Consider the following 18,026-nt stretch of genomic DNA (forward strand, 5'->3'; position numbering starts at 1 on the left):
CTAAATGAATACTTATCCCTTAGTAAAATATGAATTTATTTTTAAAAAATTGAATTGATTAAATAAAAACTGTGCTAATTAGTATGAAAGCAATATAATCTTTCATTTCGACACGCAGAATTCTAAGTGCTTTGGTGATGTGCGCTTCAACAGTTTTTTCCGAAATTTCGAGCGTGGAGGCAATTTCTTTCAGGCTGTAACCCTTACGGCTAAGTACAAAAACCTGACGGCATTTTTCTGGAAGTTTTAATAGTGATTGCTCGTAAAATTCACTTAGAAGGTTGTAATCCAGATTTTCCTGTGTAAAGTCATCTGCCGGAGATTCCACGTCATCAATTGAAAAAACACGCTGACGCTGCTGTTTGTAATAGTGGCTGATAATATTATTTTTCAACATGCCTTGTAAATAGGCCTGGGCATTTTTTTGTATATCGAATTTATGCCTTCCCAGCCAAAATTTAAAAAATACTTCCTGAACCAGATCTTCTGCCACCGTTTTTGTGCCGGTTTTCCGGATAGCAGTATGTACCAAAAGGCGCGCATGTCTTTCATATAACTTGCTGAATGCGAGCTCGTCATTATGTTGGCAGATGAGTTTTACCAACTCGTTGTCGGAAATATAATTATTCTGCGGTGTCAAATTTGTTAAGAGTAGGTGTAAAATTTCTTTTATAACAATTCTAATATATACACTTAATACGCAAAGTCGCCCGGGCACAATATTTACCTGATGATAGAGTAGAAAATGTTTACAGTTTAAAATTAATCTCTGAAAACGGGGATGAAATCAATTATAATGTTTGACAAAACTTATTCGAAATGTCTTATGATTTGATATTTATTTACTAATATTTATAAATATTTCCAGTGAAAGGAAAATCAATTTTTGTGATGAATAACCAAATGGAAAATATCAGTTCAAACCTGAATCAGAATCTTGTGATCATTGAGAATATCAGTCCGGAAAATGGTCATGGGGAATATGCTATCAAAGCTGTTTCGGGTGATTTTATATTTGTTCAGGCTGATATTTTGACCAACGGAAATTCAGCATTGGCCGCCAGGATCTTTTACAAAAACAAAGAAAAAAACTGGCAAATAGCGTTCATGAAACCTGTTGGAAATGATCGGTGGGAAGGGAAATTTCAGGTTCAGGAAACAGGAAGTTATGTTTATAAAATTTTTTCCTGGGTTGATCCTATCGCAACCTGGCAAACGGAAATCAATCGTCGTCTGCAAAAATATCTTCCCATTGCTGATCTGATTCCCCAAGGTTTAAAGCTTTTGGAACAAATGTCAAGACTTGCTTCCAAAGAAGATACGGCGTTAATTAAGGAAGCCATGAGATTATTTAAAGATAAAAATCGTGTGGATGAGGCCGGGCAATTGGCTGGAAGTTTTCGTTTTACCGAATGGCTGAACCGGTATCCGGATAACCGTTTATCCAGTGAAACATCAGAATTTTCAATATTGGTTTATCGGAAAAAACTTGAATTCAGTTCCTGGTATACGATGTTTCCAAGATCAGCTTCTGATGATTTTGGAAAACACGGGACCTTTGAAGATGTGGTAAAACGTTTGCCAAGAATTGCTGATTTGGGGTTTGATGTGCTTCATTTTCCACCGATCCATCCGATTGGTTTTCAAAATAAAAAGAGTAGAAATGGCGGTCAAAAAGCAGATGAATCAGATCCTGGTTCACCCTTTGCGATTGGGAATTTTAACGGTGGACATGAAGCAATTCATCCTGTACTTGGTACTATCGGGGATTTCAAAAACCTGGTTTTGGAAGCTAAGAAGCTGGATATTGAAATAGCGCTGGATCTTGCTTTACAGTTTTCTCCGGATCATCCCTGGGTTTCTGAATATCCGGACTGGTTTGAAAAAACAGGATCAGAACAAATTTTCGCGTCCGGCCAGTTAACTTCTGTTCAGCCGGATTTTTATCAAATAAAAATTAATGAGGATAATGAAGAAGCATTTCATGGTGCTTTGGAAGAAATCATACGGCTCTGGATTTCCTGGGGAATTCAGATTATCCGTGTTGTACAGCCTGAAAAACATCCATTTTATTTTTGGCAAAAACTGATCGAAAACATCACCGTTGAGTTTCCTGATCTTATTTTCTACGCTGGAACTTTCACACGGCCAAAGGTTATGAATGCACTTTCCAAATCAGGTTTCGCACTTTCTGATTCGTATTTTATGTGGCGAAATGGCAAATATGAGCTCGAACAATATATTAATGAACTGGCGTATTCATCTCAAAAAGATTTTTATAAACCCATTTTCTGGACCAATACGCCGGACATCAATCCATTCAATTTACAATCCGGACATGAGCCACAACAATTGATACGGTTTTTTCTTGCCGCTACTTTATCCGGGAGTTATGGTATTTACGGGCCTGTTTTTGAACAATTGGTTTATGAATCATTTCCTGGAAAAGAAGAATATTGGAATTCAGAAAAGTTTGAAATAAAACATTGGGATTGGGAAAAGGACACAAAAGTGAATTACCTTATCAGGCTTATCAATGCAATAAGAAAGGAAAATCCGGCTTTGCAGAAAACCAATAATGTACATACCTGTTTTCTTGAAAATGACCAGATACTTGCGTTTCTGAAAAATGATTTTGCGGGTAACAAACTGCTTTGTGTGGTCAATCTTGATTCGTATCATCGTCAGTCGGGGATGGTGCAGGTTCCGGTTCATATGATCAATAAAAATCATGACGAAACATTTATTGCCCATGATCTGATCACGGATGCGTGCTACACGTGGAGAGGGGAGTGGAATTATGTGGAGCTGGATCCGCACATTTTGCCTTTCCATTTATTAAGAATTGAGGATTATCATGGAGAAATCTACTAATGCTTTGGTATAATTGTGAAAAAGGCAAATAAGAATTGGGTTTTTATCGAAAAAAGGATGAATTTGAAAACCGCAGAAAGGAACTGCAAAATTTTCACTCTTACCAGTTTATTTAATTTATGAAAAAGTTACTACTCTTACTTGCTCTCCCTTTGCTTTCACAGGCGCAGACAACTCCCGATGCGATTAAAGAAAAGGCTGCCAAAATCCATGAAAAAGCTTTAACAATTGATACACATGCTGATGTGCCAATCAATATGATGAAGGAAGGTTTTGATGTTTCCGTGGAGCATGATTATGCCAAGGACGGCTCTCAGATCGATTTTCCAAGGATGAAAAAAGGTGGAATGGACGGAATGTTTTTCGCCGTTTATCTCGGGCAAGGAAAACGCAGTCCGGAAGCAAATGCAGAAGCGAAGAAAAAAGCATTGGCAATATTTGACAAAATACATGAAGCAGTAAAATTGCACCCGGAAATGGCTGGTATTGCCACGACCCCAAAAGATGCGTACAGATTGCAAAAAGAAGGAAAAAGAGCCGTATTTATTGGAATGGAAAATGGCTGGCCTGTCAATAATGATCTTGCCAATCTGAAACTTTATTACGATTTGGGGCTTCGTTATATCACCCTTTCTCACTCTGCAAACAACGATATCGCTGATTCTTCAACAGATCCGGACGGACCGGAATGGAATGGTTTAAGTCCTTTTGGTGAACAAGTTGTGAAGGAAATGAATCGCCTGGGTATGATGGTGGATATTTCCCACGTTTCGGATTCTACATTTTATGATGTCATTAAATTGACCAAAGTTCCGGTGATTGCTTCACATTCTTCATGCCGCGCTTTGTGTGATGTGCCAAGAAATATGACGGATGATATGATCAAAACACTGGCGAAAAACGGAGGAGTGATCCAGATTAATTTTGTACCTGGTTTTGTAAAAAAACCTTCGATGCAGCAGGAATTATCGATGAAAGCGATCCGCCTGAAACTTCGCCAGACAGATTTATCACCAGAAGATAAAAAAGCGCTTTTTGAAGAAATGAAGGCGAATGCTAAAAAATACGAATCCGATATGCCAACAATCCAGGACGCAGTTAATCATATTGAACACGTGATCAAACTGACCAGTGTGGACCATGTTGGTATTGGTATGGATTTGGACGGCGGAGGAAAAGTGATTGGCCTGGATGATGTAAGTGATATCGGTGTGATTACCGAAGAACTGGTGCGTCGCGGATATTCTGCCAAAGACATTGAAAAAATCTGGGGCGGGAATATTATGCGCGTTCTGGCTGCTGTTGAGAAAGGTAAATCTATATAATGAAAGTACTTTGGCATTGGTTTTTTAGATGAGATATGAAATAATAGATACATTTTAAGAAATAGTTTAATAAAATTGTAAATTGAAGCGATTACAGGTTCCTAAATGGTAACCCGTGAAACCGACACTCTCATCCGATTATTGTAAATTGTATATTAACCAATGACTAAGTCAACCATTAAAAACAAAAAGAATTCGTCCCAAGCGTCTTCGCAGGAACAGGACTTGGTTGCGGTGCCAAAGCGTGACTTAAAACCGGTGGAAACGATAACGCGTTTTACTGACTTTGATATCCATCTATTTAAGCAGGGAAAACATTTCAAATTATATGAAAAGCTGGGCTCTCATGTAATGGAAGTGGAAGGTGTAACGGGCACTTACTTTGCGGTTTGGGCACCAAATGCATCTCAGATTTCTGTAATCGGTAATTTTAACGGCTGGAATAGAGAGGAACACAAACTTGCGGCCCGTTGGGATAGTTCTGGGATCTGGGAAGGCTGGATTCCAAATATAGGAGTAGGTGAGGTTTATAAATACCTGATCGTAACCAGCGACGGGCAGCATCTTGAAAAATCAGATCCGTTTGCTTTGTGGTGTGAAGTGGCGCCAAGAACCGCTTCTATTGTCTGGGATACCTGGTATGAATGGAATGATGCCGACTGGATGAAAATCCGGAAGGAAAAAAATAAACTGAATGCCCCGATTTCGGTATATGAAGTGCATCTGGGTTCATGGCAACGAGATCCGTCAGATCCGGAACGCTACCTTACATATAAGGAAATTGCGGAAACGCTGGTGCCATATGTGAAGGAAATGGGCTTTACCCATGTGGAATTAATGCCTATAATGGAGCATCCTTATCCACCATCCTGGGGATATCAGATCACCGGATATTTTTCATGTGCTTCCCGAATGGGAACACCGCAGGAATTGATGTACCTGATCGATAGTCTGCATCAGGAAGGAATTGGTGTTTATATTGATTGGGTTCCTTCGCACTTTCCTGGTGATGCTCACGGACTGTTCCGTTTTGATGGTACGTCACTTTACGAACATGAAGATCCTAGAAAAGGGTATCATCCTGACTGGAAAAGTTACATCTTCAATTATGGACGGAATGAAGTAAAATCGTTCTTGATCAGTAACTCCATTTTCTGGATGGATCGTTATCATACGGATGGACTTCGTGTTGACGCGGTGGCTTCCATGTTGTATCTTGATTATTCAAGAAAACATAATGAATGGATTCCAAACGAATTTGGAGGAAGAGAGAATCTTGAAGCGATTGCGCTGTTAAGAGAAATGAACATTGCTGCTTATACCGAGTTTCCGGATATCCAGAGTATTGCCGAGGAGTCGACAGCTTTTCCAGGCGTTTCCCGTCCGGTTTTTGTAGGCGGACTGGGTTTTGGAATGAAATGGATGATGGGTTGGATGAACGATACCCTGAAATATTTCGAGAAAGATTCTGCGTTCCGAAAATGGCATCAGGATCAGCTTTCTTTCAGCCTCGTTTATGCATTTTCAGAAAACTTTATGCTTCCGCTGTCTCATGATGAGGTTGTATATGGTAAGAAATCGCTGATCAATAAAATGCCTGGGGATGAATGGCAGAAATTTGCCAATCTGAGACTGATGTTTGCCTATATGTTTACGCATCCGGGAACGAAACTTATTTTCATGGGAGGTGAATTTGGGCAGACTTCTGAATGGAATTTTGAGCAAAGCCTGGACTGGCATCTCTTGGAATTCGCTCCGCATAAAGGTATGAAAGAGTGCATGAAAGCGCTTAACAGAATTTATAAAACAGAAATCGCGCTGTCAGAATATTCGTTTTCGAGCGAAGGTTTTGAATGGATTGATACACAGGATCGTGAAAACTCGGTTCTGGTTTATGCCCGTAAAGCTTCTGATCCTAACGAAAATGTAGTGATCGTTTTGAACCTTACTGCCGTGCCAAGACCGAACTATAAGGTTGGTGTACTTTCAGCGGGTACCTGGGAAGAGATTTTCAATTCGGATGATACGTTGTATTACGGAAGTGGTCAATTGAATGCTACGCCTGTGAAATCGGAAAGTAGTCTGTGGCACGGGAAAGAAAATTCAATTCATCTTAACCTGCCTCCCATGGCTGCGGTTATTCTTAAGAAAACGTCAAAATCGAAATGATTTCAATCCCCGGATTTTTAAAGTGTCAGCAAAAGTCGGGTATTTCGAAAGAGTTTTATGAAAAAATCCAATAAGTATAAGGCAGAGACATCTCTGCCTTATTTTTTTTGAGCTATATTTGGAAAAAGCGATTTGGGCATAAAAATTGCCATTTTGGGCAGAGTGGTCCGACACAGAGCTGATCACTGAAAATTACTTATTAACGAATTACAGATGACTAAGGAAATTGAAGATGCGCTTTTGCTATTTCTTACAGCAACCGATAGGAATTTTATAGAATTCCCGACTGAAACCCAGGATTTGTTTCAGGAAGCCACAGAATTGCTTAGAAAGCAAGGACTTGTAACGGTTACAAAACTTGAAGACCAGGGATATAACATTACAGCCAGCCTTACAGACGAGGGTTTGGAACAAGTTCATATTTTACGTGAAAAAAGAGGAGTTTAATGACAGGAAAATAAGGTGATGCAAATGTAAACTTGTTTTTTTATACATTTTTTTACCTTTACGCCGGAATAATAATATTTACAAATGAAAATCATTCGATTAGCGGTAGCATTATTTTTACTCAGTACAGTTGCAAGTCACGCACAATATCCTTCCCGCGTTACATCCGGGGTAGATTTGGGAACAGGATACAATGATAAAGCCTGGGCTCCATCAATCGGATATCATCAGGAATTAAGTATAAGTAGTTTTCCATGGTTCAATCTTACCTGGGGAGCGCGTACAGCAGGTTATTATGTAGGAGATAAGGCTCTTACACCAAAAACAAGCTTTACAAGCGGAGATTCTCTGAAATTTGGAAGGCTGACAGTAAACAGTTTAAGTATTTTGGCGGGTGTAACGCTTAAATTTGGCCAATTTGATATTGGTGCTAATACAGATATTATCGGTATCGCTATCGGTGTGAAACGGAAAGGTTATTATACCAAAAAATCGTTTCCACAAGGCGCGGGATCGGAATATTACAATTCTCTTATTCCAAGTTCACCTAATTTCTTTAATGTTTTACCATTGGGTATGGACAAAAACAGCGGACAGTCTGAGATATTTGTGCGTTACTGGATCACTAACAGAATAGGTGTAAAAGCGGGTTACGTTCACGGTCGGACAACTTATAAAACAGATGTCAAGCTGGATAACAACCAAAACCGTTTTTCAACTTCGTACGACATGCCTTATGTCGCGATCTGCTTCCCTTTGTATAATTAGTAACCCGTAATTGGCAGCGGAAAAGTAATATGGACGAGAAACTTGTAGATTCCCACAAATACAATCTGTGGAAAGGAAGGCTTGAAACAAACGGCCTTGACGTGCACAGAGTGGATGAATTATATTCCCGCAGAAATGGGAAAGGAGAAGTGCTTTTTTCCCTTTTATACACGGACGCGACTACCCCTGAAGGAGATAAAATCCCACCGATTTGTTTTTTGAAAGGTGAAGTTGTGTGTGTCCTGATCTGTTTTGTAGAAATTGAAACCAAGGATAAATACCTTTTACTGGTTCGTCAGCGTAGGATTTGCGACGGATCGTTAACCTATGAGCACCCTGCGGGAATGCTTGATAGTGAAAGTGATGCCGCTTCTGTTGCCGCCAGAGAAGTTTTTGAAGAGACCGGAATTTCAATTAGAAAAGAAGACTTGGTTGAACTGAATAAAGAGCCTTTCTTCCCATCAACCGGCACGAGCGACGAGGCAATGTATTTATTTTATAGTGAAATAGAACTGTCGGCCGAAGAGATTGCCAAACATCACAACAAAACACAAGGACTAATTTCCGATCATGAGCATATTACCACCCATGTTGTTCCATTCGCGGAAGGACATAAATTAATTACAAATGTGAACGGTATCTTGCTGGATTTCATGTACTTGAAAGATGTAGGAGACTGGGATTTGTTGAAAAGATTATAACATCATAAGAAGCCTCAGTTTTTATTTGCAATAAATTCTGTCAGGTATTGACAAGAAATCAAATTAGAGGCTATATTTGCACCCCGTTACAGGCTTTAAGCCGAACAGCACCCATAGTTCAATGGATAGAATTTCGGTTTCCGGTACCGACGATATGAGTTCGAATCTCGTTGGGTGCACGCAAGGAGAAAACATCATTGTTTTCTCCTTTTTTTTCTAAAATAATTCCGCTTAAACTGCTGATATTGAGATTGTTATCGACTAGTAAATTGATTAAAAAAGGTGTTCGATAGGTGCCGTCTTTATAGTGCAATCTGTTGTCGAACAGTAATTTTATTAGTTGATGTTTCTGAATAGTTGTAGCTTGGAGATAGATGGTTTTCAATTCGGATAATTTGCTCAATTGGTCTTTAAATAATTCTGATATCTCATCACTTTTGCTACCAAAAACATCAAGTTGAGCTTTTAAAGCTCTTCGTTGACTAGTTAAGCTTTTTTGCCAATGTGAATATGTTTCAAACTCAATTTGATTGTTAATCCATTTTTCTTCAAGACTTCTTAGCCTTTTATCAACTTCAGCAAGCTCTAATTTTTGTTGAATACATATCTGTTTTTGATCTTTAACTTTTGCATCGAACATTTGAAGAGATGCTTTTTTTACCTTTTGCATAATTTTCACGGGGATTGATAATTGTTGCATTATCGATTTGAACTGCTGATGTGCTTTATCCGCTGAAATATTATTATGCCCACTTTTTTTACATTTGTAATAGAAATAATACGAACCTCCCGCACCTCTTGAGGCAGCACCCGTTAAAAATTCCCCGCAGTGACATTTAAGTGCTCCGCGCAACGGCAAACTATCGGTAATTTGTACATTTTGCCTTTGCGGCCTGAATCGGTCCTGTACACGATACCATGTAGTCTCATCAATTATTGGTGTATGAATGCCTTTAACAAGCTCCTCAGGATGTTCCCGGTAAGCTCTAACTAAGATTAGTCCACAGTAACCCGGATTCTTGAGAATCCTTTGGATTGCTCCATTTCCTTTCAATCTGAAGCCGAGTTTTTTTGCCTCGCCGTCAATAGCTGAAATAGGTGTGTCACCAAGAAAAGGTTTATAAATAACCCGTACAATATTTGTTTCCTCATTATCAACAACCAATATAGGCTTCCGGCTTTGATCCGGTGCATTTTTGTAGCCATAAGGAGCTTTACCTAAAAACCTGCCATTACGTTTTTTGGCGGTGTATATTCCCATATTCATACGCACCTTGTTCCGGATAATTTCGTCTTCTCCCTTAAGGAGCATAAGACCTGCATAAAAGAAACTACCTGGGTCATCAGCGTCAAAGGTGACTCCTTCTGAGACACTAACTACCTTTATGGCGTATTGTCGCTGGAGTTTTTTGATTGCAACAATAGCTTCCCCAGCGTCTCGGCTAAAACGGTCAAAAGCAAATACGACTAAATGATCTACAGTTCTGTGATGTTTCTCAATAAAATTATTGAGCCTTTTAAAGTCAGGTCTGTCGAAATTTCTTGCACTGAAACCTTCATCAATAAATGTGTCAGCAATCTCGACATTATTGCGCTCACACCAACTTTGAATCATCATCTGTTGACCATCAATGCTGTGATTACTTTGTTTGTCATTCGATATTCTCAGATAAACTATTCCCTTCTTCATGTTCATAGGTTTTAAAGAAATTTCCTACAATAATGGATGCTAGTAAAGTTACAAATTTTTCCTCCTCCACTAGCATCTAGTGAGAGCTGTGCTTCAGCAGGAAGTTGATTCGATGTGCCCATTTTGTGGAAATACGGAAGTAGGCCACTTTGAAATACACCACATTGATGAAGACCCGGGCAACAACGACCAGGCTAATTTGATTTTACTTTGCCCGATCTGCCATTCAAAAATTACCAAGGGGGAAATAAGTCGATTGGAGACTATGGCAAAAAAAATTTCCCTGCTTTTAAATTCTGCAAAATCCAGGTTGCCGGCTCGTGGTGACATTCATTTCAATGCAGCAATTGCCAACGCTATTGTTGGAGACAATAATACAATTTCGATTAAACAAAATAAATCCGTTAAGCAGAAATATCCACCAGGTTGCATCGGATCTGAAATTGTAATGACAAATTATGTAAGTCATTTGATTCAAAGGTTCAATGAATACAAGGAGTATGAACTGGGCAAAGGAAAGGTTCATTACGCGGTATTTTCGTCGCTTTTGAAAAAGCAATTTAAAATCGGTCCTACCAGGTCGCTATACCATTTGCCCGAAGGGAAATTCGCCGATTTAGTAAGTTATATACAGTTCAGGATCGATGGGACCAAGCTTGCCCGAATCAAGGGAAAGGCACACAAGAATTATTCAACATTTGAGGAGTATGAAAAAGGGCACGGTTAGAGCCGGATGCAGCTGAATTCTAAGGTCTTCTTAATTTTAAGTGTGAGCTAAGGTTGTATCAAACGAAATTGGCCGGTATACTATGGATAGTTCGAATAATGATTGATAGTTTAAAAATCGCGGAAATATTAAATAGCTCACCAAGTGTCGAGCTTTTAAGGTTAAAGAACAACGGTGTTGTCATTGTGTTTTTAGTAAATACGTTCTCAGATCTGCAGACAGCCATTTCGTCTGAACAGATCCACGCCAAACTTTGCGACTATCTTGAAGCTGCCCACATGGAAATCGACGATGAGGATGAGATAAGCTTTGTAGACAGCTATGAGATAAAAGCGAAGAAATACATTCAAAACTGGACTAATAAAGGGTTTCTTACCAATTACCAGGATCAAACCGGAAACATTTTTTATGAACTGTCTTCCCATTCCAGTAAAACGCTTGATTGGCTGTCGAGTCTTAAAAAGGAAGAGTATGTGGGAACAGAATCAAAGTTTAAAAATATCTTCAGTCAACTCAAAGAGCTTGTTGAATTTACAAACGAAGACAAGGAGAGGCGAATAGAGCTGCTAGAAGAAAAAAAGCAGGAAATCGAAAGGCAAATCCTGCAAATCAAAACCGGGCAGGATATTAAAATCTTTGAAAATTTCGAAATTATTCCGCGGTTTAATCAATTGAATCAATCAGCAAAAGAACTGCTTACTGATTTTAAGGAAGTGGAAGATAACTTCAAAATCATTACAAAAGAAATCTATCAAAGGCACTCCGAAGGCACATTAACGAAGAATCATATCCTTCAATTTACGTTTGACGCACTCGATGAATTGAAGGAAAGCTCTCAGGGTAAAAGTTTCTATGCTTTTTGGTCTTTCTTGCTAACTCCGTCCCTGCAGCAGGAATGGGATACACTCACCAAGGAACTGTACCAGACTTTACAGGAAAAAGAAATCGCAGTGACCGACTTTTTTTTGAAAGGTATGAAAAGAAATCTGCACTTTTCAGGACAGAGAGTGTATAAGGCCAATGATAAGATGGCAGAGAAGCTTGGCAGGATTATAAGGGCTAATGAAACTTCCCAGGCAGAGGCCACAAAATCAATTCTGCTGGAGATTAAAAGGCTGCTTATTGCGAGCAGTAAATTGAAAATAAGGCCAGGTGTATCTCTTGAGCTTGACACAGGTGTCGAAATTAATATTCCATTTGAGCGAAAGTTAACTTTTGAGCAGGAGCAGGAGCAGAATTACACGCAAAAACCGCTGCCTGCCGATAGTGATCTTACACAGGCTTCGAACCTTGGTAAGCTCTTCCATCTGGCCGCAATTGATAAAGAGCTGCTTCGTGCAAGAATACGAGAAGTGCTTACCGATCAATCCCAAGTGACAATTCTGGATGTGGTTGACCATTTCGGTGGTATAAAAAAAGGACTTCCTGAACTGTTCGCCTACATTGGAATTGCAAAGGAGTTCAAGCATATGATAAATGCAGAGAAAACTCAGCGTGTAACATTTGATCATCACAATCAAAAATCAATCCTGATACCCGAAATCATAGTAACCAGATGAGCCATTTAGAAGATCGCATTAAACCTTACTCCAAAGCCATGGTAAAAGTGTTGAAAGGTCCGGTAAACAGAAATTCCACCGCCTGGGGAAATATTATTCATTACCAAGACCAGATTCAGGACCAAATAAATCCGTTTGGATTAGAGCTTATTATAAAAAAAGAAGAAGGTTTTGCCTATGTCAGGCAGTTTGAAGACGGAGAGGGAAATACACTGGGTCTTGTTGTAAGACGACAAATCGGTTTTGAAACGACAATCGTTTTAATCGTCTTGCGCCAGGTACTTGAGGAATTTGATAACAATCCCACACAATTTCAGGTTTCCGAAAAATTTATAACGGATATTGAAATCAGGGAGGAGGTAGAGCTGTTCTTTCCTCAAAAATTTAACCGTGTCAAATTGATAAAGGAAATGGACAACTGCATCAAAAAAGTGATGGAGCTGGGATATTTGATCGAGGTAAGTAAGAAAGAAAGTGAAACACTGTATCAGATCCATAGAATCATAAAGGAAAAGATAACCCTGGATACTTTAATGGAATTCAAAGTCAAATTAGATACGTATGTTAAGTATATTTAGTACAAGTTCTGATAAAGCCGGATTCAGACTTCAATATATGGAACTATATAATTGGGGCACCTTTCACGAAAGGATCTTTAAAATAGAGCCAAAGGGTAATAATTCTCTTTTGACCGGTGCAAATGCTTCGGGGAAAAGTACCTTCATTGATGCACTGTTAACGCTATTGGTGCCCTCTAAAAAAGACCGGTTTTATAACCAATCGTCGGGGGTTGAAAAGAAAGGTGATCGGACTGAAGATACGTATGTTCTTGGGCATTACGGCAATATTCAGGAGGAAGGGAAAGCAGGAACCAGTACCCAAATGCTCAGAGGTAAGGAAACTTATTCGGTGCTCTTAGCTTCATTTTCCAATACCGATCAGCGCGTAATTACACTTTTTCAGGTCAGGTGGTTTTCTAATGGTGAATTGAAGCGGGTTTTTGGCATTGCACATATTCCACTTGAAATTGAAAAGGATTTTAGCCAGTTTGACGGAAAGGGAAACTGGAAAAAAAGGTTGGATAAGACCTATAATTCTAACATTTCAAAAAGAAGAATAGAGTTTTTAGACGGTCCCTCGTCCTATGGTGAAAGAATTGCTGACCTTCTGGGCATGCGCTCGATGAAGGGACTAAGCCTATTTAATCAGGTAGTCGGGGTAAAGGTTCTGGAAGATCTGGATGAGTTTATCAGGATCAACATGCTTGAAGAACAGGATGTGGAATCTGAGTTTCTTAGCCTTAAGGACAGCTTTATAACCTTAATGGAAGCAAAGGTCAATATAGAAAAAGCGGGCGCCCAAATTGAGCAGTTGATTCCAATCGACAGGCTCGCTACAGAGCTGTATAAAATAAATCAGGAACTTGAAATTTTAAATGAAAGTAAGCGGGCTGCGGTTTTCTGGTTTGAAAAAAGGTGGGTAGAGCTCTCTGAAAAAGAGCTGGAAAAAGCCGGGAGTCTTTTAAAGGAAGCAGAAGATGAACTCGCAAATTTAAATAATCAGGAGGAAGGCCTCAGGGACGAGGAAAGATCGCTTTCAATGGCTATTGAACGTGATCAGATCGGCAGTAAACTTAAAGAGCTGGAAAAAGAAATCCGGCAGCTGGAAAAAAACAGGGATTACAGACAAGAAAAGCTGGAAGAATATAATAGGATTGCTCAGCTGGTAGCACTGGATATCAACCCCGACGAAGAATCGTTTAAGCAAAGGCGGATCCTTGCAAATGAAAAGACATTAGAATTGGATACCCTCCGCAGGAAGGAGGAAGAGAATCTGCGGCAGATAAAAAACAGAGAAGACCTTATAAAAGGAAAAATTGACGAGATAGTCGAAACGATTCAGTCACTTCAGAAAAATAAAAATAACATTTCAGGAAAGGAGGCGCAGATTCGTGAGCTGATCGCTGATCATGCCGGAATTTTGAAAGAACGTATGCCCTTTATCGGAGAGCTAATAAAGGTAAAGGAAGATCAAATGGAGTGGGAACCAACGATTGAGAAGATATTGCACAATTTCGCCCTCCGACTGATTGTTCCCGAAACGCATTTCTACCAGGTTAACGAGTTTGTGCATAGCAACGATTTACGAAATAGAGTCCGCTATGATAGGTACCGGAAAACGGTTTCTTTGCGGCATTTTCACAATCACATTGAAAATAATTCACTGGTTAACAAAATACAAATAAAAACGAACTGTGAATTTAAGGACTGGCTGGAAAATCTTATTGTTGAACAATTTAATTTTAGCTGTGTCGAGAATCTGATTGAATTTAATCAATGCAGCGAAATGGCTGTTACCAAAACGGGCTTAATAAAATTTAAGAAAGAAAGGCATGAGAAGGATGACCGGCCCCATATTTCGCGAAGAGAAAACTATGTTTTAGGGTGGGATAATAAAGATAAAATTAAACTTTTACAGTTAGAAATTAAGGATTTACAGGAAGAGGGAAGAGTGGAAAACGCTGCCTATAAAAATTCGGAAAAGCGCATTAAATCCTTTGAAAAGCAAAAGGAATACTTTTCTGACCTCATTAAATTATTTACCAAATTCGATGACATTGATTGGAAATCTTACGCGAAGGAGCTTCAGCAGAAAATAGACCAGAAGGGCAACTTGGAAAAGACCAGTGATACCGTGAGGGAACTCCAAAAGCAGGTTCAAATTGTAAAACAGAAGTTGCATAGCCTTACCCAAACGACGCTTGCGAATGCCAGGAAAAATATATTTGTGCTGCAACAGGCAATGCTAACTATAAGGAACGGGATTGCAGAAAGTAAAGCTGTCCTTGAAAACATGGAGATGATTGATTTTTCAGATTTTGAACAATTCAATCCGGAACTTATCAACTGGACTTATGCTGACTTTAAGGCGAAAGAAAAAGAATTTAAGGAGAATAATTCCCGGGCTTCTAACAAGCTGAATCAGGACAAAGGAAATAGGGAAAATGAGGTTAGACTCAAGATAAACGCCTTTAAACAGCCTGATGAAGCTTTGCTTTTACGGTTCCGAGACTGGCGGTCTGATGTGAGCAGATTACCGGATTCGACCCATCTGGAATTTATCTCGGACTACCAGTCCCATTTAAAACAGTTAAAGGAGGATAATCTTCCAAAATTCGAGAAAAAATTCAATGATTTTTTACATGAAACAATTATTCATAAAGTAGGGGATTTTAAACTGTTCTTTGACAATTGGGCGTTGTCGATTAGCGATAATATTGCTCAATTAAATGAGTCGCTGAAAGAGATAGATTTTGGCAGTGCTCCGCTGACATTTATACAGCTTGTTAATCCAAAGAGGATCAATCCTGAGATTGATGATTTTAGGCGCCTGTTACACAATGCTATCCCTAACTTCAGAGAAATTGATTTGGTGGTCGATGGCCGGAAACATCACTTTTACAACCATATTGAGCCGCTGATTAACAAGCTTGCTAAAGAGGACTGGCGAAAAAAAGTGATGGATGTAAGGTCCTGGTACAGTTACAAGGCGGAAGAATTCTACAGACTTAATGCCCGGAAATTTAAGACCTATGAGAATATGGGACAACTTTCAGGGGGAGAGAAAGCGCAGTTAACCTACACCATTTTGGGATCAGCGATTGCCTACCAATTTGGACTTACCAAAGAGGGGCTGCAAAGCAATTCTTTTAGATTTATAGCCATCGATGAGGCCTTTAAAGCCCAGGATGAAGAGAAAGCACGGTATCTGATTACACTCTGCAAGCAGCTTCATTTACAGTTATTGGTCGTGACACCAAGCGACAATATTCATATTGTAGAGCGTGATATTTCATTCGTACATTACGTGGAAAGAAAAAATGAAAAATACTCATGGCTTTATGATATGCCTATTGAGCAGTTTTTACAGGAAAAATCAAATTTTGAGAATCAATGATCAGTCCGTCTGAAATAAGAAATAAAGCTGAAAAAAAGTACTTGTTTTTTTTACAACAGATAGTACAAGGACTGCCGTTTTTAAGAGTACAAATTCCTGGAGATAAAACGCCAAGCAGGACGCTTCTTGACTTGCAACGTGAAATATCTGCCCTCGTCTCGCAATCAAAGGAGCGCAAGGGATTTGGTTATACGATTGATTTTCAAACGGTCAAGACTAAGTCTATCGGGACTCAGGCTCTTCCGATTAATATATATTTCGATTCACAAAGAGATTTTTTGAAGTATTTAGGTAAGGAGAAAGAAGTTGAATCTCTTCTTGCAGACATTGAAAAAATATTAACTGAATTTCCAGAATTGAAGAATTGGATTTGCCAATTCCCGACAAGAGTCATTAACCACCAAGGCAAATGGGAGAATATCTTAAAAGTATGCCGCTATTTCAAGATCGTTCCAAAGCCTGACTGCTATGTCAGGGAGTTACCAATCGATGTGCATACCAAATTTGTTGAGTCAAATCAGGGGATTATTCGGGAAATACTTGATATTATAATACAACAGCATGTCAACGGAACAGAACGAGACTTTGAAAAACGGTTTAATCTAAAATATTCTGAGCCGTTTATCAGGTTCAAGATATTGGACAATGAGATAAGTAAAAGATATTTTTCAAATATTGAAGATATGGCAGTTTCTGTCAGTCATTTTAAATCTCTGAATCTCCCTGTGAAAAAAGTGATTGTTGTGGAAAACAAGACAACACTGTATACTTTTTTGACATTACCTAAAATGGATGGAGCAATTGCGATATTTGGTAGTGGATACGGCTTGAAAACCTTGGAACGCATTGATTGGTTAACTAAAGTGGATTTATTTTATTGGGGAGACATTGACGCGCAGGGTTTTGAAATTTTATCTCAATTTCGAGGATATTTCCCCCATGTAAGCAGTGTTTTAATGGACTCAGCAACCTATGACAGATATTCTGAGCATCATACGGGCACACCTAGCTACCTCACAATAAAGTTGAATTTGACTGACAGTGAGCAAGAGCTTTACAACTTTTTGAAAATTAATAATTTACGTCTTGAACAGGAAAAGATTCCGTTCAGCTATGTTAATGAATATTTCCAACAGTTGTGATTTATGTATGGTGGAAAAGTAGGCCGTACCAGAATTATCAAAAAAGCCGGGAGAGTGGAAAAAGGATTTTTTATTGTTGGAATGACTTACTTCTCATTGAAAAATCAAGAGCAATTAGTAGAATACCTAAGTAACATGTTAGTCTGGTGATGAGGTTTAAATGTAAGGTTCACAATTGCTTAGGGAAGTTATAATAAGAGAGTATTTTGTATTGAAACCAGTGTCAATTTGGATTTTTCCGCAATGTGCTGAATAGGAATCGAACAAAAAGATGCCTTCCTGTGCTGGAAACGTAGGTTACAAGTTATCTCCAAACCAAAAGTGCCCTCAGCTGATCGCTAAGGGCACCTGTACCGAGAACCGGAGTTGAACACCTAATTAATCCTTAGATTTATTGCCTAAATTAGCTTCAAAAGCTTGGTCAGGTGTTCGATTTCACTCCCGCCATCTCCACGCAAGCTGATTATTGTTTTATCCAAATTAGTATTAACCGGAAGTTATTTTATCTCTCGAAAAAGCTTTAGAAGTGGCGTCAATTGTTCGATTTGGCTCTCACTAGGTGCACTGAATAAGGTATCAAAAACAATCAAAACCCTGCAAATCAATGATTTACAGGGTTTTATTTTTTTTAAAATGTATCAAAATATGCAATAATTCGCAATAAGTT

Annotated in this window: 12 protein-coding genes, 1 tRNA gene and 1 pseudogene; 12 read left to right on the forward strand and 2 right to left on the reverse strand. The window is 39.0% G+C overall.

The window, feature by feature from the left end; genetic code table 11:
• Positions 1-58: 58 nt before the first annotated feature.
• Positions 59-640, reverse strand: coding sequence for an RNA polymerase sigma factor (locus tag FZF08_RS15055; protein WP_159470137.1), 582 nt, complete (start codon positions 638-640; stop codon positions 59-61).
• Positions 641-903: 263 nt separating this feature from the next.
• On the opposite strand from FZF08_RS15055, the gene FZF08_RS15060 reads away from it, so the two are divergent.
• The 7 genes from FZF08_RS15060 to FZF08_RS15090 all read left to right on the forward strand — a co-directional run bounded on the left by FZF08_RS15060 (position 904) and on the right by FZF08_RS15090 (position 8,463).
• Complete coding sequence (locus FZF08_RS15060; RefSeq protein ID WP_159470138.1) at positions 904-2,874, forward strand: maltotransferase domain-containing protein; 1,971 nt, start codon at positions 904-906, stop codon at positions 2,872-2,874.
• 119 nt (positions 2,875-2,993) lie between these two features.
• Positions 2,994-4,199, forward strand: coding sequence for a dipeptidase (locus FZF08_RS15065; protein ID WP_159470139.1), 1,206 nt, complete (start codon positions 2,994-2,996; stop codon positions 4,197-4,199).
• Positions 4,200-4,361: 162 nt separating this feature from the next.
• Positions 4,362-6,368, forward strand: a complete 2,007-nt coding sequence (gene glgB, locus FZF08_RS15070; RefSeq protein WP_159470140.1) for a 1,4-alpha-glucan branching protein GlgB — start codon at positions 4,362-4,364, stop codon at positions 6,366-6,368.
• A gap of 213 nt (positions 6,369-6,581) precedes the next feature.
• On the forward strand, positions 6,582-6,815 hold the full coding sequence (locus FZF08_RS15075; protein WP_159470141.1) for a hypothetical protein: 234 nt from the start codon (positions 6,582-6,584) through the stop codon (positions 6,813-6,815).
• 84 nt (positions 6,816-6,899) lie between these two features.
• Positions 6,900-7,583: a hypothetical protein gene (locus FZF08_RS15080; protein WP_159470142.1), complete on the forward strand. Its 684-nt coding sequence runs from the start codon at positions 6,900-6,902 to the stop codon at positions 7,581-7,583.
• 29 nt (positions 7,584-7,612) lie between these two features.
• The gene (locus FZF08_RS15085) at positions 7,613-8,284 is read left to right on the forward strand and encodes an NUDIX hydrolase (protein WP_159470143.1); all 672 of its coding nucleotides are present in this window, start codon (positions 7,613-7,615) and stop codon (positions 8,282-8,284) included.
• Positions 8,285-8,391: 107 nt separating this feature from the next.
• Positions 8,392-8,463: transfer RNA gene (locus tag FZF08_RS15090), tRNA-Arg, on the forward strand.
• A gap of 725 nt (positions 8,464-9,188) precedes the next feature.
• On the opposite strand, the pseudogene FZF08_RS32295 reads toward FZF08_RS15090, so the two are convergent.
• Positions 9,189-9,980 (reverse strand): annotated as a pseudogene (locus tag FZF08_RS32295) (recombinase family protein); the annotation flags it as partial.
• Positions 9,981-10,053: 73 nt separating this feature from the next.
• Here FZF08_RS32295 and FZF08_RS15100 point away from each other — a divergent pair.
• The 5 genes from FZF08_RS15100 to FZF08_RS15120 all read left to right on the forward strand — a co-directional run bounded on the left by FZF08_RS15100 (position 10,054) and on the right by FZF08_RS15120 (position 17,359).
• Positions 10,054-10,701 (forward strand): HNH endonuclease, encoded by a 648-nt coding sequence (locus tag FZF08_RS15100; RefSeq protein WP_200837093.1) that lies wholly within the window; start codon positions 10,054-10,056, stop codon positions 10,699-10,701.
• 98 nt (positions 10,702-10,799) lie between these two features.
• A complete protein-coding gene (locus FZF08_RS15105; protein ID WP_200837094.1) occupies positions 10,800-12,260 on the forward strand; it encodes a DUF3375 domain-containing protein in 1,461 nt (486 codons plus the stop codon).
• Complete coding sequence (locus tag FZF08_RS15110; protein WP_159470144.1) at positions 12,257-12,838, forward strand: DUF4194 domain-containing protein; 582 nt, start codon at positions 12,257-12,259, stop codon at positions 12,836-12,838. Before FZF08_RS15105 ends, FZF08_RS15110 begins: the two co-directional genes overlap by 4 nt.
• Entirely contained in the window at positions 12,822-16,217 is a 3,396-nt protein-coding gene (locus FZF08_RS15115; protein WP_159470145.1) for an ATP-binding protein, read from the forward strand. Before FZF08_RS15110 ends, FZF08_RS15115 begins: the two co-directional genes overlap by 17 nt.
• On the forward strand, positions 16,214-17,359 hold the full coding sequence (locus FZF08_RS15120; protein ID WP_159470146.1) for a Wadjet anti-phage system protein JetD domain-containing protein: 1,146 nt from the start codon (positions 16,214-16,216) through the stop codon (positions 17,357-17,359). Before FZF08_RS15115 ends, FZF08_RS15120 begins: the two co-directional genes overlap by 4 nt.
• The last annotated feature ends 667 nt before the right edge of the window (positions 17,360-18,026 follow it).

Source organism: Dyadobacter sp. 3J3 (assembly GCF_009801115.1).
Lineage (GTDB): Bacteria > Bacteroidota > Bacteroidia > Cytophagales > Spirosomataceae > Dyadobacter.